The 18,600-nt window shown below is 65.0% G+C and carries 16 protein-coding genes; 11 read left to right on the plus strand and 5 right to left on the minus strand.

The genetic code is table 11. From position 1 onward, the window contains the following. Nucleotides 1–21 precede the first annotated feature (21 nt). Nucleotides 22–1,065, minus strand: coding sequence for a 2Fe-2S iron-sulfur cluster-binding protein (locus AC1DEZ_RS19005; RefSeq protein ID WP_476780396.1), 1,044 nt, complete (start codon nt 1,063–1,065; stop codon nt 22–24). A 130-nt stretch (nt 1,066–1,195) separates the two neighbouring features. Continuing rightward, nucleotides 1,196–2,809: an ethylbenzene dehydrogenase-related protein gene (locus tag AC1DEZ_RS19010; protein WP_476780397.1), complete on the minus strand. Its 1,614-nt coding sequence runs from the start codon at nt 2,807–2,809 to the stop codon at nt 1,196–1,198. On the opposite strand from AC1DEZ_RS19010, the gene AC1DEZ_RS19015 reads away from it, so the two are divergent. The 3 genes from AC1DEZ_RS19015 to AC1DEZ_RS19025 all read left to right on the plus strand — a co-directional run bounded on the left by AC1DEZ_RS19015 (nt 2,808) and on the right by AC1DEZ_RS19025 (nt 7,375). Next, entirely contained in the window at nt 2,808–3,053 is a 246-nt protein-coding gene (locus tag AC1DEZ_RS19015; protein WP_476780398.1) for a hypothetical protein, read from the plus strand. The genes AC1DEZ_RS19010 and AC1DEZ_RS19015 overlap by 2 nt on opposite strands. Before the next feature lie 418 nt (nt 3,054–3,471). Then, nucleotides 3,472–6,531, plus strand: a complete 3,060-nt coding sequence (locus AC1DEZ_RS19020; RefSeq protein WP_476780399.1) for a cyclic nucleotide-binding domain-containing protein — start codon at nt 3,472–3,474, stop codon at nt 6,529–6,531. Continuing rightward, entirely contained in the window at nt 6,524–7,375 is an 852-nt protein-coding gene (locus AC1DEZ_RS19025; RefSeq protein ID WP_476780400.1) for an MBL fold metallo-hydrolase, read from the plus strand. Before AC1DEZ_RS19020 ends, AC1DEZ_RS19025 begins: the two co-directional genes overlap by 8 nt. A gap of 77 nt (nt 7,376–7,452) precedes the next feature. Here AC1DEZ_RS19025 and AC1DEZ_RS19030 read toward each other — a convergent pair whose 3' ends face one another. From AC1DEZ_RS19030 to AC1DEZ_RS19040, 3 genes are all read right to left on the minus strand, one after another. Continuing rightward, nucleotides 7,453–8,511 (minus strand): sugar phosphate isomerase/epimerase family protein, encoded by a 1,059-nt coding sequence (locus AC1DEZ_RS19030; RefSeq protein ID WP_476780401.1) that lies wholly within the window; start codon nt 8,509–8,511, stop codon nt 7,453–7,455. A gap of 142 nt (nt 8,512–8,653) precedes the next feature. Continuing rightward, entirely contained in the window at nt 8,654–9,799 is a 1,146-nt protein-coding gene (locus AC1DEZ_RS19035; RefSeq protein ID WP_476780402.1) for an acyl-CoA dehydrogenase family protein, read from the minus strand. Nucleotides 9,800–9,809: 10 nt separating this feature from the next. Further along, the gene (locus AC1DEZ_RS19040) at nt 9,810–10,973 is read right to left on the minus strand and encodes a dihydrodipicolinate synthase family protein (RefSeq protein WP_476780403.1); all 1,164 of its coding nucleotides are present in this window, start codon (nt 10,971–10,973) and stop codon (nt 9,810–9,812) included. A 166-nt stretch (nt 10,974–11,139) separates the two neighbouring features. On the opposite strand from AC1DEZ_RS19040, the gene AC1DEZ_RS19045 reads away from it, so the two are divergent. The 8 genes from AC1DEZ_RS19045 to AC1DEZ_RS19080 all read left to right on the plus strand — a co-directional run bounded on the left by AC1DEZ_RS19045 (nt 11,140) and on the right by AC1DEZ_RS19080 (nt 18,594). After that, nucleotides 11,140–12,192 (plus strand): LacI family DNA-binding transcriptional regulator, encoded by a 1,053-nt coding sequence (locus AC1DEZ_RS19045; protein WP_476780404.1) that lies wholly within the window; start codon nt 11,140–11,142, stop codon nt 12,190–12,192. Between the two features lie 21 nt (nt 12,193–12,213). Continuing rightward, the gene (locus tag AC1DEZ_RS19050) at nt 12,214–13,806 is read left to right on the plus strand and encodes an acyl CoA:acetate/3-ketoacid CoA transferase (protein ID WP_476780405.1); all 1,593 of its coding nucleotides are present in this window, start codon (nt 12,214–12,216) and stop codon (nt 13,804–13,806) included. Further along, a complete protein-coding gene (locus tag AC1DEZ_RS19055; protein ID WP_476780406.1) occupies nt 13,803–14,576 on the plus strand; it encodes an enoyl-CoA hydratase/isomerase family protein in 774 nt (257 codons plus the stop codon). The genes AC1DEZ_RS19050 and AC1DEZ_RS19055 overlap by 4 nt, the downstream gene beginning before the upstream one ends. A gap of 1 nt (nt 14,577) precedes the next feature. After that, the gene (locus AC1DEZ_RS19060; protein WP_476780407.1) at nt 14,578–15,339 is read left to right on the plus strand and encodes a 3-ketoacyl-ACP reductase; all 762 of its coding nucleotides are present in this window, start codon (nt 14,578–14,580) and stop codon (nt 15,337–15,339) included. Nucleotides 15,340–15,451: 112 nt separating this feature from the next. Next, nucleotides 15,452–16,120, plus strand: a complete 669-nt coding sequence (locus AC1DEZ_RS19065; protein WP_476780408.1) for an amino acid ABC transporter permease — start codon at nt 15,452–15,454, stop codon at nt 16,118–16,120. 10 nt (nt 16,121–16,130) lie between these two features. Continuing rightward, nucleotides 16,131–16,781 (plus strand): amino acid ABC transporter permease, encoded by a 651-nt coding sequence (locus tag AC1DEZ_RS19070; protein ID WP_476780409.1) that lies wholly within the window; start codon nt 16,131–16,133, stop codon nt 16,779–16,781. A gap of 45 nt (nt 16,782–16,826) precedes the next feature. Beyond that, a complete protein-coding gene (locus tag AC1DEZ_RS19075) occupies nt 16,827–17,663 on the plus strand; it encodes a transporter substrate-binding domain-containing protein (protein ID WP_476780410.1) in 837 nt (278 codons plus the stop codon). Between the two features lie 196 nt (nt 17,664–17,859). Beyond that, nucleotides 17,860–18,594, plus strand: a complete 735-nt coding sequence (locus AC1DEZ_RS19080) for an amino acid ABC transporter ATP-binding protein (protein ID WP_476780548.1) — start codon at nt 17,860–17,862, stop codon at nt 18,592–18,594. Nucleotides 18,595–18,600: the final 6 nt, after the last annotated feature.

Raw genomic sequence — 18,600 nt, forward strand, 5'->3', positions numbered from 1 at the left:
GCGCCGAGAGGCGCGGCCGCGTCAGGGGCGAAGGTTTTCGGCGGCGGACCGGGTCTGCGATGTCCCGGGCCAGTTTGCAGTGCGCGCAAAGAGGAGGCCCGCGATCCTGTCCCGGATCGTCCGCTTGGCCACCGAGGCGATGAACGGGTCAGCGTAGCAGGTCGTGCCGGCAGCCTCGCAACGCATCCGCACCGCCGCCACCATCTCGCAGGAGCCGGCCACGTAGACCGTGTCATCCGGCCGAAGCGCCGGCATGTGATCGGTGGGGCGACCGCTGAGGATGCCGGCTGCCTTGCCGTCGCTGCTGGTGCGGGCGATGCTGGCAACGCCCGTTTCAGCCAACCATGCCAGCGCCTCTGCCATGTAGAGATTGCGGGGATCGCGCGCACCGACGATCACGATCATCTCCCGCGACGGCTCCCGGTAACGCGCGGCGCGGGCAATGGCCCAGATGGGAGCCCAGCCGGTGCCGGCGGCGATCAGAATGATCCGCCCGCCGTCTGTCCGATGGAATGCACTGCCGTAAGGTCCCTGCACGGCCACCTTGTGCCCTGGGCGGATGCGCGTCCCGAGATCCGGCGACACGACCCCGCCGACCTGGCGCCGGATCTGCAGGATCAGCTCATTGCGTTCTCCGGTTCCATCGCAGCGCAGGGTCGGGCTGTAGTCGCGGCTCGGATAGCCGCTGAACTTGCATTTGACGTATTGCCCCGGGAGATAGGTGAAATCCTTCCTGAGCAGGAGCGTCGTTTCGATGATGTCGGGAGAGAGCGGGCGGATGGCCGAGACGGTCGCCGCCAGCTTGCGTATCTCGGGAACCGCATCGAACTGGAGGACGGCGTCGCCGATGACCCGCGCCTGGCAGGCCAGCACGGTATCGCCTTGTCGCGTTCCCATTGCATCGACTTCGCCGGCATAGACGCGGACACGGCAGGTCTCGCATTGCCCCGTGCAGCAATCATGCGGAATCACGATACCCCCGCCCATGGCCGCTTCCAGCAAACTGTCGCCGCGCGAGACCGCGACGGCTTTGCCATTCACGACAAGGGATGCCTGCTTAGCCATGGCCTGCTCTGTTCGCGGTGCTGATTGAGGCGACTTGCCCTGGTTCGATCGCCGCAGGTCCTATCGGACGGGCGCGGCGACCCGGGCGCTCGTTCGAGTATCGGATTTCGCCGACAAGCGGTTCGTTGCCTCAGCGCAGGGTGAGGGTGACAGGGCGAACGTGCCGCGTATGGCGCGTCTGCGTGTGGTCGAATACCGCCACCCACATATAGACGGGTGTTTGGGGCTCGAAGTCGACATCGTAGGCGCTGCCCGTCTTGAGATCGCGCGAGGCTTCCAGGGTCCAGTACCCGTCCTTCCAGCGCGCACCCGCCCGGATCTGGGCGCGATCTCCCTCATAGGCACCCGTGATCACCACGCCGGGCATGACGGTGCCAACCGGTATGCGTGCGTCGGCCTCCGCGCTGTAGGGGGCGCTGTCGGTCTCGGTCAGCCACCAACGGGTGCCCTCGTCATGGATCAGCTCGGGATTCTTCGGGTCGAACCGGCCGAGAGCAGACATGGCGGCAGCCGGGTCGTTGGGCAACCGTTTCGGTGTGACCGGGCCGGCATAGCCGCCCGGCCCTTCAAAGCCGAAATTATAGCTGTAGAAGGCCCGGCCGGGATCGTTCCAGTAGCCGCCTTGGTAACGTGCCCGCTTGGCGGCCTCGTCGGCCGTCGGCTCGCGCGGGGGGCCGATATATTGATCGTCCATGTAGCCCAGCAGGCCGCCGCGGGAGGCCTTCCATTGCCACATGTCGATGATCGATCCATCGGTGGTGTAATGGAGACCGCGCTGATTGAGCGACGACGGCTTGTCGTCGAGCGGCTTCGGACCCAGATGCGTCGCTCCGGCTGCTCCAAACCCATCGGAGCGCGAGAAGATGACCGCCAACTTGTCCTCGTAGAAATCGACCACATCGGTTTCGCCGGCACGCGCGCCGACGACATGCCAGCCATCCTGCTGCTTGAGCAGGGGAAGCCGGGCGAGCGAGCGCGTCGGATCCTGCCAGCGGAATGCGAAATAGATCTTGGCGCCGTCATGCACGGCGCGGATCTCGACGGTCGATTCGCCTGATCCGCCGAGGTTGGCTCCCTGCTGCGTCCTGACCCGAACCGGCCGGGCGCTGCGCCAGACGTCGTCGTCGAGCACCCCATCCAGCTTCGGCGGGGTCCGCGTCTGCGCGACGATCAGTTCGTCGCGGGTGCCGAAATCGAATCCGGCCGCAGCAGCGGCGGCCGGGATCGCGATAACAGCGGCCATCAGCAGCGGCCGCCGGCTACGCTGTCCCGCGGCCGGCACGAGCCTGGCCGGCCTGAAGATGCGTAACAGCTGAAGCCAGCCGCCATAGCCGAAATGCGTCAGGATATGGACGAATGTGTAGGCGAGCATGCTCATCGCTGCCGTCACATGGACGGAAACGACCCAGCCGCCGAAGCCGAGATAGAGCAGGATGCCCGTGATGGTGAGCACGACGACCAGAGCATAGAGCAGCCAATGGAGCAGGATGTTCGCGCTCATCCACCGCAGCTTCGACGTCGTGGCCATCCGCCACATCTTAAGGCGCCGAAGAGCGACGCGGTTGCCGAGGCCGCTCAGCGCCATATAGACGAGATAGGCGGTCGATGTGCCGAAAAGCGTGAGGCCGGCGATGATATGGACGCTCCAGATCTCGCCCTGCGGCAGGATCGGCGCCATCCATCGCGAAATCACGGCGTCGAGTGCATCGGCCGAGATGCGCAATCCGGTGGCGAGGCTCACCATGACGGCCGCGACCGTCAGCCAATGCAGCAGCAGCGTGCCGACATCGGTCGATGGCCAACTCGCCTCCGACGGGGCTTGCCTGTTCCGCTCCGTCCCTACGGAGCTCGATGCGGGCTGTGTTTCGCGCGTGCGCGGCCTTGCGGCCGATTCCGCGAGCTCCATGTTCGACCCTGTCATGACCAACCCCGATCTGGCAGGACGCGTCGACATGAAGCCCCCCGACTACATGGTTAATGAAACTTAACCGCGTCCCGGGAGCAAGCGCGACATCGGGCTAGTCACAACGGAGCGCCGAGCCGCCTCGACGACCACAGGGTCTTGCGGTGGACCCGAACGGGATATGCAGCATGCGAGTATGCAGCATGCGAGGTGGCGATCGATCCGGTCCCGCCAGAGCAAGGTCGCGCAAGAAGGCGGCTGAGCCGCGCCTTGGAAGCCGGACGAAGGCTCAGCCGGTCGAGAAGCCCCGCAAACGGCTCGGCCGGCGTGTGCCTCTTGTCAATGGATGGCGACGCTGCTTCCTTAACCTGCTGCCGCCGGGACCGGCTACGCTGTCGCGGGTGCGTCCGGATCGTATCGCTCCGCCTTATATTGACGATGTCTGTTCGTGTTCCACGGCTTGAGGCGCCTAGGACGGGTGAGCGTTTCGAAGGGGAAAAATAATGCCCCGTTTGAATCAACTTTTTTCTTATATCTGGAAGAATAGTTGTCGAGAGCAGCTCAGGATTATTTCAATCGTCATTCTGTCTCTGCCGTTCTATTATCTTTCTCTCGAGTTGCCCAAATACATCATCGCGGGCGCCTTGCAGGGAAATGCCTTTCGGGATGGCAGCGAATACGCGGTATTCCTGTCGTTCAGTACAGGCGTTGATTTATTCGGATCAGAGGTGAAATACGATGGGGTTAAAGTAAATCGTATCTCTTATCTTTTTATTTTGTCCTTTTCATTTTTAACGTTGATCGTTATCAACGGTTACTTCAAATATGCAATCAATATGAAAAAGGGGGCTCTCGGCGAACGATTGCTGCAGCGGCTCCGCTTCGATCTGTTCTCGTCCCTGCTTTCGTCGACGCCCGAGCAGCGCCAGCGCCTGAAGCCTTCGGAGGCCGCCTCGATCATCAAGGATGAGGTCGAGCCTATCGGGGGCTTCGTCGGGGATGCGTTCGTTCAGCCGGTCTTCCTGGGCGGGCAGGCAATGACCGCACTCGTCTTCATCCTGATACAGAATGCTCTGCTCGGCCTTGTCGCCGTCGCGATGATCTCCTCGCAGGTCCTCGTCATTCCACGGTTGCGGCGGGAGCAGATCCGGCTCGGCAGGGAGCGCCAGATCGCTTCGCGCGCCCTGGCCGGCAAGATCGGGGAAGTTGTCGAGACGCTGGACGAGGTCTCCAATCACGGGACCGCCGCGCTCGAACGCGGAGAGGTCGCGCAAAGGCTCGAAACGCTGTTCGGCATACGGTACCGACTCTACGGGCGGAAATTCGCCGTCAAAGCCCTCAACAATCTGATCGCGCAGATCACGCCGTTCCTGTTCTATACGATCGGCGGCTATGCCACCCTGACCGGAAATCTCGGGATCGGCCAGCTTGTGGCGGTCATCGCGGCCTATCGCGACCTGCCTCCGCCCGTGAAGGACCTCATCGATTGGGACCAGCAGCGTCTCGATGTCGAAGCCAAGTTTCAGCAGGTCACCGAACAGTTCGCGCTCTCGGTTCCTTCCGCGCAACCGGAGCCCGTCAACGACCCATTCCCCGAGGCCGGCGTGATCGCCCTGCAGGGCCTCAGCGCGGTCAGCGCAACCGGCGATCGAATGCTCGACCGGGTCTCGCTGACGCTGCCACTGAAGCAGCATGTCTTGCTGTCGGGCATGGGGGAGGGCGCCGGCTGCGTCGCGCGCATCCTCGGGGGACGACTGACGCCGAGCGGCGGTTCCATCAAGATCGGCGATGTCGCGCTCGACGCGATTTCCGTGGCGGCTCGCGGCCGCTGCATCGCCTATGCGGGCAGCGAGCCGGCGATCTTCGATGGATCACTGCGCGACAACATCGCCTATGGTCTGCGCGGTGACGGCGTGAGGACCGATCGCGATGCGGATCCGACGCATGACGGGGAGACCCTGCGAGGAGCCGAGGGCGAATTGTCGGCAGCCCAACTGGCCGCAACGCTGGATATCGTCGGCCTTGCCGACGTCGTGTTCCGCTATGGCCTCGCAAGCAAACTCAACGTGGACGAAGTCCCCGTCCTGGCTGCCCGCCTGACGGAAATCCGGGCCCGTATTCGCGCGGTTCTGGCCGCACAAGGCGCGCAGGATGCCGTCGAGCCCTATGATGCGACGCAGTACATCCGCACCGCCACGATCGGTGAAAACATCCTCTTCGGCGTTCCGAACACTGCCCTGTTCGGCGGAGGCCGGCTGGCCGGGCACGCGTTGACGCGGAGCATTCTCGATTCGCTGGGCCTGAGCGATGATCTCACGGCGGCTGGCCAGCGCATCGCCGCGACCATGCTCGAAATCTTCTCTGACCTGGCCCCGGACCATCTCCTTCTCGACAGCTTTTCCTTCATCGCCGCCGAGGAGTTTCCCGCCTATCGCGAGCGCCTGGCGCGGGCCGAGGCTGGGCAGATCGACGAAGCCGACCGGGCCCGGTTCCTGGGGCTGTCATTTCTCTATGCCGAACCCCTGCACCGGCTCGGCCTTCTCGACGAGGGGATGGAACAGCGCATCCTGCTGGCGCGCAGGGCCTTTCGCATTCGCATTTCGCAGGACGCTGCGAAGACCATCGATTTCTACGACTCCGGCGAATGGGGAGCTGCATCGGTCCGGGAGAACCTACTGTTCGGGCGCGTGACACAAGCGAGCGCCGGCATTCGCGAGCGGGTCGACGAGGCCATCCGCGAAGCCGTGACCGGACTCGGGCTCGATCACGAGATTTCTCGGATAGGGCTCATGCAGCCGGCCGGCTATGCTGGCCGTCTGCTCTTCCCGGCGGTCAAAACGCAGATTGCGCTGGCGCGCTGCCTGATCAAGCGCCCCTCGCTGCTGATCCTGGACAATGCCCTGGGCAGCTTGAGCCCGACCGAGGGCAAGGCGATCTTGCGGCGCCTTCGCGCTGCGATGTACGGCAGGACCCTGATCGTCGTCGCGCGTGACGACGATGGCGATATTCCCATGGACCGGTCGGTCGTCTTCGATGGCGCCAGGCTGCGCCGGGCAGCCGGCCTGCAACCCGCTTCGGCCGCCCCCCCGATCAAAGAGGAAGGCAGCGAGCGCGACGATGTCAGAGCGCTCAGAGCCGTGCCGATCTTTGCCAATCTCGATCTTGCGCGCATCAAGCTGCTGGCCTTCACCAGCGAGCGGGCCGTCTTCGCAGCCGGCGACATGCTGTTCGAGCAGGGCGCGGAATCCGACGCAGCCTATGTTGTGATCGCCGGCACGGCAGAGGTCTTGATCGGACCTCGAGGGAGCGCCGTTTGGGTTTCCTCGGTCGAAGCGCCGGCGATCGTCGGCGAAATGGGCGTCGTCACCGGCGAGGTCAGGTCGGCGACCATCCGTGCTACCGGCGAGTTGACTGCGTTGAAGCTCCGTAAGGAGGTGTTCACCGCCTTGATGGAAGAATTCCCGGACATGACGCTCTCCGTCATGCGGCTGATGGTCAAGCGGTTGCAGGACAATGTCGCGATTGTTTCCAAGCGCGAGCTCGAGGGCCCGACGCGTGACTGAGACGACGCGGTTGCTCGATTGCGGCTTCGGCATTCGGTTCTGGGGAACGCGCGGATCGATTCCGATTTCCGGCCGCTTCTGTAACCGCTTCGGTGGGGATACGACGTGTTTCGAGGTGCGGATCGCCGGGCGCCGTGTCATCGTCGATGCGGGATCGGGACTGCGCCGGCTCGGGCAGGCGATGGCCGCTGCCGGGGAGCGCGACGCGACGCTGCTCTTCAGCCACCTGCATCTCGACCATGTCATCGGCCTGAGCGCCTTTGCGCCGCTCTGGCGCATGGGCGGCGAGATTGCGCTGCATGTGCCGGCTTGCACGGCAGCAAAAGCGGAGGCGAAGCTGTCGGCCCTGTTCAGCGAGCCGTTCTTCCCCGTCAGCTTCGCCGAAGCTCCCAGCCGGGTCCGCTTTTCAAGCTTCACGGCGGGAGGCAATCCCGGGCTTGGGGGAGTCGACGTCGCGACGATCGCGCTACAGCATGATCCGTGCGCGGCCGGTTTTCGGTTCCGCCATGGCGGGCAGACAATCGTGATCCTGACGGACCATGAACATGCCGACGGTGATCCGGACCCCGCGCTCGCCGCCTTCTGCGGCGGTGCCGATCTTCTCGTCTACGACGCGATGTGGGACGAAGCGCTCGATTACGAACCGCATCGCGGCTGGGGCCACTCGACCTGGCAGGCGGGGCTGCGCCTGCTGCAGGCTGTCGGGGCGAAGCGCCTCGCATGCGTCCATCATTCGCCTGAGCTGTCCGATGCCTCGCTCGAAGCGCGCGAGGCCGATCTGAAGCGACGCCATTCGCAGAGCTTCTTTGCGCGGCAGAATGACGTCGTCGTTCTCGTGGCCTGACGCCGATCGGGCGCGATCACAGGCGGATCATCGCCTCTCCGATCTGATCCGCCTTCGGTTGCCTGCCCTCGCTCTCGTCATCCATCCAGTCCCAACAGCGAACGGTTGGTGGCCAGATCGATGCCGCTCGCCGCGAAGTCGTCGAAGGCCCGCGCGGCAACGTTGATGAGGTGGCTGGCGATGAAAGGCGCTCCCTCCGCTGCGCCCTGCTCGGAATCCTTGATGCAGCACTCCCATTCCAGCACGGCCCAGCCATCGAAATCGTACTGTGTCAGCTTCGAGAAGATCGCGCCGAAGTCGACCTGCCCATCGCCGAGGGAGCGGAACCGCCCGGCACGCTCGATCCAGGGCTGGAAGCCGGAATAGACACCTTGCCGCCCGCTCGGATTGAATTCCGCGTCCTTCACATGAAACATGCGGATGCGCTGGTGATAGATATCGATGAAGGAGAGATAGTCGAGCTGCTGCAGCAGGAAATGACTGGGGTCGTAGAGGATGTTGCAGCGCGGGTGATTGCCCACGCGTTCGAGGAACATTTCAAAGGTAACGCCGTCATGCAGATCCTCGCCGGGATGGATCTCGTAGCAGAGATCGATGCCGGCTTCGTCGAAGGCGTCGAGGATCGGGCGCCAGCGCTTGGCCAGCTCCTCGAAAGCGGTCTCGACGAGGCCGGCCGGGCGCTGCGGCCAGGGATAGATGAATGGCCAGGCGAGCGCCCCGGAGAATGTTGCATGGGCCGAGAGGCCGAGATTGCTGGAGGCCTTCGCGGCCAGCCGCAATTGTTGCGTCGCCCATTGCTGGCGCGCCTTCGGGTTCCCGCGCACCTGCGGCGCGGCGAAGCCGTCGAAGGTGCGATCATAGGCAGGGTGGACCGCGACGAGCTGGCCCTGAAGGTGGGTGGAGAGCTCGGTGAGTTCGATGCCGGCCTCGCCGAGAATGCCCTTCACCTCGTCGCAATAGGCCTTGCTCTCGGCGGCGCGTGCGAGATCGAACAGCCGCGCATCCCAGCTTGGAATCTGGACACCTTTGTAGCCATGCCCCGCTGCCCAGCGGGCGATGCCGGCAAGATCATTGAACGGCGCCGCATCCCCTGCGAACTGGGCGAGGAAGATGGCCGGTCCCTTGATCGTTTTCATCCCTGTCGCTCCCGCATTCGACGCGAATCCCAAGGCTGCAGGATTCGCCTTTCCGCAGCCGAGCGCGATCGGCAGGCGATGTCGAGGGCATTGTGCCGGAGGCGACGCGGCAGGGCACCGCGTCGGAGGGGTCTTGGCGCTGTCAGGCGCCCTTGATCAGCTCCCGCGCGATGATGGTGCGCTGGATCTGGTTGGTGCCTTCGTAGATCTGCGTGATCTTGGCGTCGCGATAGAGCCGCTCGACCTCGAAGCCGCGGATATAGCCGGAGCCGCCGAAGATCTGCGCCGCATTGGCCGTCTGCGCCACCGCCATGTCGCTGGCGAAGCATTTTGCCATCGAGGAGGCTGAGGTCGCGGGCTTGCCATGGTCGATCAGCAGCGCGGCGCGCTCTACGAGGGCGCGGGCGGCGGCGATGTCCTTGGCCATGTCGGCCAGCATCCATTGCAGGCCCTGATTGTCGAGGATCGGCTTGCCGAACTGGCGCCGGTCGCGAGCATAGGCCAGCGCCGCTTCGAGGCCGGCCTGCGCGATCCCCACCGCCAGCGAGGCGATGCCGACGCGGCCTTTCTCCAGCACGCTCATCATGATGTGGAAGCCGCGGCCCTTGGGGCCGAGCAGCGCTTCGCGCTGCACGGTGACGCCGTCGAAATTGAGCGCGCCGACCTGGCTCGCGCGCTGGCCCATCTTGTGTTCCTTCGGGCCGCGCGAGACGCCGGGCGCGTTGAGGTCGACCAGGAAGATGCTCATGCCGCGATGGCCGGCGGCCGGATCGGTCGAAGCCAACACGAAACCGAGATCGGCGACCGGGGCATTGTGGATCCAAAGCTTGCCGCCGTCGATGACATAGCCATCAGCCGTTTCGCGCGCGGTGGTGCGGACATTGGAGAGGTCGGAACCTGCCTCCGCCTCGGTCAGGCAATAGGCGATGCGGGTCTTGGCCGAGAGGATGTCCGGCAGGCGTTTCAGCTGCTCCGGCGTGCCGTAGCGCGTGAGGAGCGTGCCGATCAGCTCGACGAGGCCGCATTGGTCAGCGACCGAGGAATAGCCGCGCGACAATTCCTCCATCACGATCGCATAGGCGAAGGTGTCGAGGCCGGCGCCGCCATGCTCTTCCGGAACGGTGATGCCGAACAGGCCGAGCTCGCCCATTTGGCGGTAGATGTCGGCGGGGAAGGTCTCGTCGCGGTCGAGATCTCCGGCGGCGGGCTTGACGACATCCTCGGCGAAGCGCCGGGCGGTCTCACGGATCTGGTCGTAGATCTCGGCGTCGAGCAGCGGGGCGTGCATGGCTTGCTCCTCAGGCGATGCCGTTGAGGGCGCAGAGATGCGTCATCCGGCGGGCCGCCAATTCGGGATCGATCAGCAGCCCCGACTGGTCCGCGAGGCGGAAGAGATCGACATAATGCAGAATGCCTCGCGCCGATTCCGCGCCACCAACCATGCGGAAATGGTTCTGGAAGCCGTTGAGCCAGGCGAGGAAGACGACGCCGCATTTGTAATGCTGCGTCGGCGCCTCGAAGAGCCGGCGAGACAGCGCGACGGTCGGGTCGAGGATGGCGTGGAAGCCGGCGCGGTCGCCTGCCTCCAGCTTGGCGAAGGCGGCCGCAGCCGCCGGAGCGATCGGATCGAAGATGCCGAGCAAGCCGTGCGAGAAGCCCTGCGCGTCGCCGGCTATCAATTCGGCATAGTTGAAGTCGTCGCCGGTATACATCACGACGCCTTCCGGCAGGCGACGGCGCATCGCGATCTCCTTGCCGGCGTTGAGCAGCGAGATCTTGATGCCGTCGATCTTATCGGCGTGCTCGCGGATCAGGGTCAGCACCGTCTCCATCGCAGGCTCGAAATTGCAACTGCCCCAGTAGCCGGCGAGCGCCGGATCGAACATCTCCCCGAGCCAATGCAGGATCACCTTGCTCCGGCACTGGCGGATCAGGCGGCCATAGACGGCAAGATAGTCGTCCGGCCCCTTCGCGACGCGGCAGAGCGCGCGGCTCGCCATCAGGATGATCTTGCCGCCATGCTCCTCGATATGGCCGATCTGCTCCTCATAGGCACGGATGACGTCGTCGAGGCTGCGGGCATCCTGAGGAGCAAGCTGGTCGGTTCCGGCGCCGCAGGCGAGATCGGCGCCCGGTGTCGTCTTGGCCTCGGCCAGGACGCGGGTGATCAGTTCCGCCGCGTTCTGCCAGTCCAGCCCCATGCCGCGTTGGGAGGTGTCCATCGCCTCGGCGATCTTGAAGCCGAGCCCCCAGAGGTGATGGCGGAAGGCCAGCGTCGCGTCCCAGTCAATGGCGGGCTCGCGCCAAGGCTCGATCAGCTTCAGCGGGTCCGCGACGACATGGGCGGCGGCATAGACGGTGCGGACGCCATTGGCCGGGGCCGTGCGCGGATAGGGAGACGCCGGCGACAGCCGGTAACGCTCGCTGCTGCCGTCCATGCGGGGCAGGGTGATCTCGGCCATAGCTTCCTCCGATTTTGATTATTGGAACGTTCCAGTGACGAAACGCGTTTCAACTCTTATACTAGGCGATAAAATCGTTTGAAAGGGGATATTGCGCGGCTTGCGAAAGACTGATAATGGAACGTTCCAATAGAAGAACGGCGCCACGCGCATCAGGGATGAAACGATGCCGCAGCCGCAAGGCAGCAAGGGGAAGGTGACGATCATCGAGATCGCGGACGCTGCCGGCGTCTCGAAATCGACGGTCTCGCTCGTCCTGACCGGGCGGGGCAGCGTCAAGTCCGAGACACGTCAGCATGTCCTCGCGACCATGGACCGGCTCGGCTATGTCTATAATCGCGGCGCCGCCAATTTGCGCAATGCGCAATCCCGCATCGTCGGACTCGTCCTCAACGACCTCTCCAACCCGTTCTTCGCGGAATTCGCGATCGGCGTGGAGAAGGTGCTGCAGATGGCGGGCTATGTCGCCTTCATGGCCAACACCGCCGAGAGCGTGGTGCGGCAGGAGCAGGTGATGCGGATGATGCGCGAACATGGCGCCGGCGGCATCATCCTCTGCCCGGCGCTGGATACGCGGCCCGAGCATCTCGACTGGGTGAGGGCGGCTGATACCGCGCTTTTGGTGGCGATCCGCCGCCTGCCGGGTGTCGATGTCAGCCATGTCGTGCCGGAGAATCTAGTCGGCGCCAGCCGGGTCACCCGCCATCTCATCAATCTCGGCCATGAGCGCATCGCCTTTCTCGGCGGCATGCATTCGATGGTCGTGCGGCAGGAACGACATGGCGGCTTCCTTGCCGCCATGGAGGCGGCCGGCCGCAGCATCGATCCGGCGCTCAACCTCGAAAGCATGCCGACCCGCGACGGCGGCTTCGGGGCGATGAGCGCCGTACTCTCACTCGCCGACCGGCCGACCGCCGTGGTCTGCTACAATGACGTCACCGCCATCGGCGCGATGCTGGCGGCGGCGCGGCACGGCCTCGTCGTCGGGCGCGACATCGCCATCGTCGGCTTCGACGACACCAGCGAGGCGCGCCATGTCTCGCCGGCGCTGACCACCGTCGCGGTCGATCCCGTGGGCTTGGGCGAGCGCGCCGCCGCGCTGCTGCTGAAGCAGATCGCCGATCCCGCCGCAGAGCCTGAGAGCTTCATCGGCCCCGCCCATCTCGTCATCCGCGAATCCTGCGGCGCCTATCAGCGCGCGCTCGCCGCCGCCGGCTGAAACCTCCCAAGAGACAAAATCATGGCCTTTCCCCGCATCCTCTCTGCCGACGAAGCCGCCGCCCTGATCCCGGACGAGGCGATCGTCACGGTTTCCTCCTCCTCCGGCCTCGGCTGCCCCGATGCGGTGCTGGCGGCGATCGGCCGGCGTTTCGACGCCTCCGGCCATCCGCGCAACCTGACGACGCTGCATCCGATCGCGGCCGGCGACATGTGGGGCGTCAAGGGCATCGACCATCTCGCCAAGCCCGGTCTGCTGGCGCGGATCATGGGCGGCTCCTACCCATCCGGCCCCTCCTCGGCCGAGCCGCCCGCGATCTGGAAGATGGTCACAGGCGACGAGATCCCGGCCTACAACATCCCGAGCGGCATTCTGTTCGACATGCATCGCGAAGCCGCCGCCAAGCGGCCGGGCGTGCTGACCAAGATCGGCATGGACACCTTCGTCGATCCCAAGCACCAGGGCTGCGCCATGAATGCGCGCGCCGCCGCCGAGCCGATCGTTTCCCGCGTGGAGTTCGACGGCGATGACTGGCTCTATTTCCGCAGCATCGTGCCGAAGGTCGCGATCATCCGCGCCACCACGGCTGATGAGCGCGGCAATCTTTCCTACGAGCACGAGGGCGGCCTGCTCGGTCCGCTCGATCAAGCGCTGGCGGTGCGCAACAATGGCGGCATCGTCATCGCGCAGGTGAAACGCGTGGTCGAGGCCGGCAGCCTCAACACGCAGGCTGTCTTCGTGCCCGGCATCCTCGTCGATGCGATCGTGGTCGCCCCCGACCAGATGCAGACGACGCAGACCGTCTATGACCCCGCGATTTCCGGCGAGGTGCGGCGGCCGCTGTCGAGCTTCGAGACGCCGGCCTTCGACGTCGCCAAGGTCATCGCGCGCCGCGTCGCGCAGGAATTGCGCCATGGCGATGCCGTCAATATCGGTTTCGGCATCTCCGCCAATGTCCCGCGTATCCTGATCGAGGAAGGCCAGCACGGCGCCGTGACCTGGGTGATCGAGCAGGGCGCCGTCGGCGGCGTGCCGCTGCTCGAATTCCAGTTCGGCTGCGCCTCCAATGCCGAGGCGATCGTGCCTTCGCCTTACCAGTTCACTTACTTTCAGGGGGCGGGCTTCGACATGTCGCTGCTCTCCTTCCTGCAGATCGACCGGCAGGGTTGCGTCAACGTCTCGAAGCTCGGCGTCAGGCCGCATGTCACGGCCGGCGCCGGCGGTTTCATCGACATCACCGCGCGGGCCAAGCGCATCGTCTTCTCCGGTTATTTCAGCGCTGCGGCCAAGCTCGCCATCACTGAGGGCAAGCTCGTGATCGAGAGGGAAGGCAAGGTGAAGAAGCTCGTCGAGGCGGTCGAACACATCTCCTTCTCCGGCCCGCGCGCCGTCGCACAAGGGCAGGACGTGACCTACATCACCGAGCGCTGCGTGATGAAGCTGACGCCCGAAGGCATCGTCGTCACCGAGATCGCGCCCGGCGTGGATCTGGAGCGCGAGATCCTCAGCCGGAGTGAATTCCCGCTCCTCGTCCCCAATCCGCCGAAGCTGATGGACGCCGCTCTGTTCGACGAGGCGCTGATCGGCCTCAACGTTCCCAAGAGGGCAGCATGAGCGATCCCGTTCGCCTCGACATCGCCGCGGGTATCGCGACGATCACGCTCGCCCGGCCGGAAAAGCTCAATGCGCTCGACGACGTCATGGTGGGCCTGCTCGGTCGCTTCGCTGACGCTATCGACACCGATCGTTCGGTGCGCGCCGTCATCCTGACCGCCGAGGGCAAGGCCTTCTGCGCCGGCGGCGACATTGTCGCCTGGGGCGGCCTTTCGCCGCTGGAAATGGGGCAGGGCTGGGTGCGCACCGGCCACCGCGCCTTCGACAAGCTTGCGCGGATGAAGCCGCCGGTCATCGCCGCAATGAACGGCCACGCGCTCGGCGGCGGGCTGGAGCTGGCGGTCACCGCCGATATCCGCATCTGCGAGGTCCAGGCCAAGATCGGCCTGCCCGAGACCGGTCTCGGCATGATCCCCGGCTGGTCGGGCACGCAGCGCCTGGTGAGGCGGCTCGGCGGGCAGGTGGCGCGGCGCCTTGCGCTGACCGGCGAGATCGTCACCGCCGAACAGGCGCTGACGCTCGGCATCGTCGATCAGGTCGTGGAGAAGGGCGGGGCACTGGCCGCGGCGCAAGCCATGGCCGAGCGTATCAGCCAGCGCGGGCCGGTCGCGAACCTCATCGTCAAGCAGCTCATCAACGCGGCAGAGGGCGAAGATGGCGGCGCGATCCTGGAGACGCTGGCGAGCTCGCTCGTCTCCTATACGGAGGACGTGAAGGAGGGCGTCGCCGCCTTCCAAGAGAAGCGCACGCCAACCTACCGCGGAGAGTGAAATGATGCGTCCCGTCGCCCTGATCACCGGCGCAAGACGCGGCATCGGCCGCGCGATCGGCGTGGCGCTTGCCAAGGCTGGTCACGACATCGCCTTCACCGATATCGCCGAGGATGAGGCTGTCGCCGAAGCGTTGAGGCTGTTCGAGGCGGAGGGCGTCAAGGCCCGCTTCTTCAAGCATGACGTCGCGGCTGTCGCGAGCCATGCCGACCTCGTGACGAACGTCAAAAAGGCCTTTGGCCGGCTCGATGTCTTCGTCTCGAATGCCGGCATCGGCGCGCCGGTGCGCGGCGACATGCTGGAGATCACCGAGGAGAGCTTCGACCTCGTGATGGACGTCAATCTGCGCGGCGCGGCTTTCCTCAGCCAGGAAATCGCCAAGGCGATGTTGGCGGACAAGCCGGAACGCCCGGCGATCGTCTTCATCACCTCGGCCTCGACGGAGCTGGTCTCGATCGACCGGGCGCAATACTGCGTCTCCAAGCTCGGTCTCTCGATGTGGGCGAAAGCGCTGGCGGTCAGGCTCGCGCCAGAAGGCATTCCCGTTTTCGAGGTCCGTCCCGGCGTGATCCGCTCCGACATGACCGCCAAGGTCGCTGCCAAATATGATGCCCGCATCGCCGAGGGCCTGATCCCCGCCGGGCGCTGGGGCGAGGGCGAGGATGTCGCGGCCTGCGTCGCCGCTCTGACGAGCGGGCAATTCGCCTATGCAACAGGCACAGTGATCAACGTCGATGGCGGCTTGCTGATTCCGCGATTGTAGGGATGGTGCGACAGCATCGGCCGAGCTGGTGAAACAATGCCGGCCGGGAGGACTGGATGAGGAAGGCGCATGAAGGCTGTTCTGCTTTCGCGGCCCGGCAGGGGCAGTTCGCATGAGCTATGAATTCGATTTTGCCGACGTCTTCGCGGCGTGGCCGGAGCTGCTGCACGGGCTCCTCAATTCGCTCGTGCTTTCGGCGCTGGCGATGGCGATCGGTATGGTCGTCTCGGTAGCCGGCGCGCTCGGCAAGACCTCGGGGCCAAAATGGCTGCGCTGGATCATCGACGAATATATCGAGCTGATCCGCAATACGCCGTTCCTGATCCAGATCTTCGTGATCTATTTCGGCTTGCCCTCGATGGGGCTGAAGATGTCTTCGAACGCGGCAGCGCTGCTGGCGCTCGTCGTCAATGTCGGCGCCTACGGCATCGAGATCATCCGGGCCGGTATCGAGAGCATTCACAAGGGGCAGGTCGAGGCGGGCAAGTCGCTCGGCATGCGCCCGCTCCAGATCTTCCACTACATCATCCTGAAGCCGGCGATCCAGGCGATCTATCCCTCGCTGACCAGCCAGTTCATCCTGCTGATGCTGAACACCAGCGTCTGCTCGGCGATCGCGGCGAGCGAGCTGACGGCGGTGGCGGGCGACATCCAGTCGCGCACCTTCCGCAGCTTCGAGGTCTATTTCGTCGTCACATGCATGTATCTCGGCCTGTCCGTCTTCTTCTGGACGGTATTCGCCGGGATCGAGCGCGCCTTCCTGCGCAAGCCAACCCGGTGAGGTGACGACGATGCGCACGCTCGGATCAGCCGACATCATCTATATCATCATGGCGGTGCGCTGGACGCTGCTGCTGTCGCTCGTCGCCTTCCTCGGCGGGGCGATCGGCGGGGCGCTGGTCGCCCTCGCCAGGACCAGCGAGTTCAAATGGCTGAGGATCGCCTCGGCTGGCTATATCAAGCTCTTCCAGGGCACGCCGCTGCTGATGCAGCTCTTCCTCGCCTTCTTCGTGCCCGGACTGTTCGGCTGGTCGGTCGACCCCTGGACGGCGGCGGCGCTGGGCCTGTCGCTCCATGCCAGCGCCTTCCTCGGCGAGATCTGGCGCGGCGCGATCGAGGTGGTGCCGCGCGGGCAATGGGAGGCTGCGACCTCGCTCGGCCTGCGCTATGCTCCGAAGATGGCGCTGATCATCGCCCCACAGGCGATCCGTATTGCGATCCCGCCGACGATCGGCTTCGTCGTGCAGCTGATCAAGGGCACCTCGCTGGCCTCGATCATCGGCTTCGTCGAGCTGACACGCGCGGGGCAGATCATCAATAATGCCACCTTCCGGCCCTTCACCATCTTCGCGCTCGTCGCGCTGGTCTATTACGTCATCTGCCGGCCGCTCTCGGCCTACAGCAAAAGAATGGAGCATAAGCTCCTCGTCGCCGCGCGCTGAGCGCGGCTGCGCAACACCAAGCCTGCCCCTCAGAGGAGAACGTCCATGTCGCTGTTTAAATCGATTTGCCGCCGCAGCCTCGGCGCGCTGGTCTTCGCCGGCTTCGCTGCCGCTGCACTCAACGTGGCCCCGGCACAGGCCGCGACGCCTGACGAGATCAAGGCGCGCGGCAAGCTGATGGTCGGCGTGCTGACCGACTATCCGCCCTTCGGCGGCACCGACGCGAACCAGCAGCCGGCAGGTTACGATGCCGATGTCGCGGCGCTGATGGCCAAGGCGCTCGGCGTCAAGCTCGAACTCGTGCCGGTTACCGGGCCCAACCGCATCCCCTATCTGCTGACCAACAAGGTCGACCTGCTGATCGCGACCTTCGGCATCACTCCCGAGCGCCAGAAGCAGGTACTGTTCTCCAACCCCTACAGCACGCTGACGATCTATGTGCTGGCTCCCAAGAGCCTCAGCATCAAGACGCCGGAAGACCTGAAGAACGTGACCATCAGCGTTGCGCGCGCCTCGACGCAGGACATCGCGATCAGCGCCGTCGCCCCGCAGGGCACGCCGCTCAAGCGCTTCGACGACGATGCCACCACCCTCCAGGCGCTGATTTCCGGCCAGGTCCAGGCGATGGGCGCAAGCAACACCATCCTCGCCCAGCTCAACAAGGACTATCCGCAGCTCGGCATCGAGCCGAAGATCACGCTGAAGGAACAGGCCAACGGCATGGCCTTCCGCAAGTCCGACACCGCGCTGGCCGAGTTCTCCAACAAGTTCATCGCCGAGATCGAGGGCAATGGCGAGCTCTCGAAGATCAACCAGAAGTGGTTCGGCATCCCGCTGTCCAAGCTGCCGCCGATGCCGGTGTTCGAATCCGGAAAGTTCTGATTGCCTTCTCAACCACGACTTCGTCCCGGATTTGATCCAGGATGACATACGGGCCAGCGCAATCGCATCGGTTCCCGTAACAGCGGAAGCGCCCGGTCATAGGCCGGGCTCTTCTTCCACCAGCCAGTCCAGAACGGTTTTCCAGATGGCCGCTATCGCCTCAACCGCAGCCGAGATCGGCGCCCCGATCATCGAGATGCGCAAGGTCGACAAGTTCTACGGCGACTTCCACGTCCTGCGCGATATCGACCTCACCGTGTCGCGCGGTGAGCGCATCGTCATCTGCGGGCCGTCGGGCTCGGGCAAGTCGACGCTGATCCGCTGTCTCAACCAGCTCGAGGAGCATCAGAAGGGCGAGATCGTCATCGACGGCACGACCGTCGATGCCAGGCTCAAGGGCATCGAGGATATCCGCCGCGAGATCGGCATGGTGTTCCAGAGCTTCAACCTGTTTCCGCATCTGACGGCGCTGGAGAACTGCACGCTCGCTCCGATGAAGGTGCGCGGCATTCCGCGGCCACAGGCCGAAGCCAATGCCCGCAGGATCCTGGAGCGCGTCCATATCCCGGAACAGGCGAACAAATATCCGGTCCAGCTCTCCGGCGGCCAGCAGCAGCGCGTCGCGATCGCCCGTTCGCTCTGCATGAACCCCAAGATCATGCTGTTCGACGAGCCGACCTCGGCGCTCGACCCCGAGATGGTCAGCGAAGTGCTCGACGTCATGGTCGAGCTCGCCGAGAGCGGCATGACAATGCTCTGCGTCACCCATGAGATGGGTTTCGCCCGCAAGGTCGCCGACCGGGTTATCTTCATGGATGCCGGCGAGATCGTCGAGGTCGCGCCGCCCGACCGGTTCTTCACCTCGCCGCAGAACGAGCGTACCCGCCAGTTCCTCGGCCAGATCCTGCACGCGCAGACGCAGGCGCATTGAGCCGGC

The sequence above is a fragment of the Allobosea sp. 10L422 genome (genome assembly GCF_056395345.1).

What these genes read in the sequence shown, in the direction of transcription:
- AC1DEZ_RS19005 (WP_476780396.1), bottom strand. Translation starts at nt 1,065, where the DNA reads ATGGCTAAGCAGGCATCCCTTGTCGTGAATGGCAAAGCCGTCGCGGTC.
- AC1DEZ_RS19015 (WP_476780398.1), top strand. Translation starts at nt 2,808, where the DNA reads ATGACGGCCGCGACCGTCAGCCAATGCAGCAGCAGCGTGCCGACATCG.
- AC1DEZ_RS19010 (WP_476780397.1), bottom strand. Translation starts at nt 2,809, where the DNA reads ATGGTGAGCCTCGCCACCGGATTGCGCATCTCGGCCGATGCACTCGAC.
- AC1DEZ_RS19020 (WP_476780399.1), top strand. Translation starts at nt 3,472, where the DNA reads ATGCCCCGTTTGAATCAACTTTTTTCTTATATCTGGAAGAATAGTTGT.
- AC1DEZ_RS19030 (WP_476780401.1), bottom strand. Translation starts at nt 8,511, where the DNA reads ATGAAAACGATCAAGGGACCGGCCATCTTCCTCGCCCAGTTCGCAGGG.
- AC1DEZ_RS19035 (WP_476780402.1), bottom strand. Translation starts at nt 9,799, where the DNA reads ATGCACGCCCCGCTGCTCGACGCCGAGATCTACGACCAGATCCGTGAG.
- AC1DEZ_RS19040 (WP_476780403.1), bottom strand. Translation starts at nt 10,973, where the DNA reads ATGGCCGAGATCACCCTGCCCCGCATGGACGGCAGCAGCGAGCGTTAC.
- AC1DEZ_RS19045 (WP_476780404.1), top strand. Translation starts at nt 11,140, where the DNA reads ATGCCGCAGCCGCAAGGCAGCAAGGGGAAGGTGACGATCATCGAGATC.
- AC1DEZ_RS19050 (WP_476780405.1), top strand. Translation starts at nt 12,214, where the DNA reads ATGGCCTTTCCCCGCATCCTCTCTGCCGACGAAGCCGCCGCCCTGATC.
- AC1DEZ_RS19055 (WP_476780406.1), top strand. Translation starts at nt 13,803, where the DNA reads ATGAGCGATCCCGTTCGCCTCGACATCGCCGCGGGTATCGCGACGATC.
- AC1DEZ_RS19060 (WP_476780407.1), top strand. Translation starts at nt 14,578, where the DNA reads ATGATGCGTCCCGTCGCCCTGATCACCGGCGCAAGACGCGGCATCGGC.
- AC1DEZ_RS19065 (WP_476780408.1), top strand. Translation starts at nt 15,452, where the DNA reads ATGAGCTATGAATTCGATTTTGCCGACGTCTTCGCGGCGTGGCCGGAG.
- AC1DEZ_RS19070 (WP_476780409.1), top strand. Translation starts at nt 16,131, where the DNA reads ATGCGCACGCTCGGATCAGCCGACATCATCTATATCATCATGGCGGTG.
- AC1DEZ_RS19075 (WP_476780410.1), top strand. Translation starts at nt 16,827, where the DNA reads ATGTCGCTGTTTAAATCGATTTGCCGCCGCAGCCTCGGCGCGCTGGTC.
- AC1DEZ_RS19080 (WP_476780548.1), top strand. Translation starts at nt 17,860, where the DNA reads ATGCGCAAGGTCGACAAGTTCTACGGCGACTTCCACGTCCTGCGCGAT.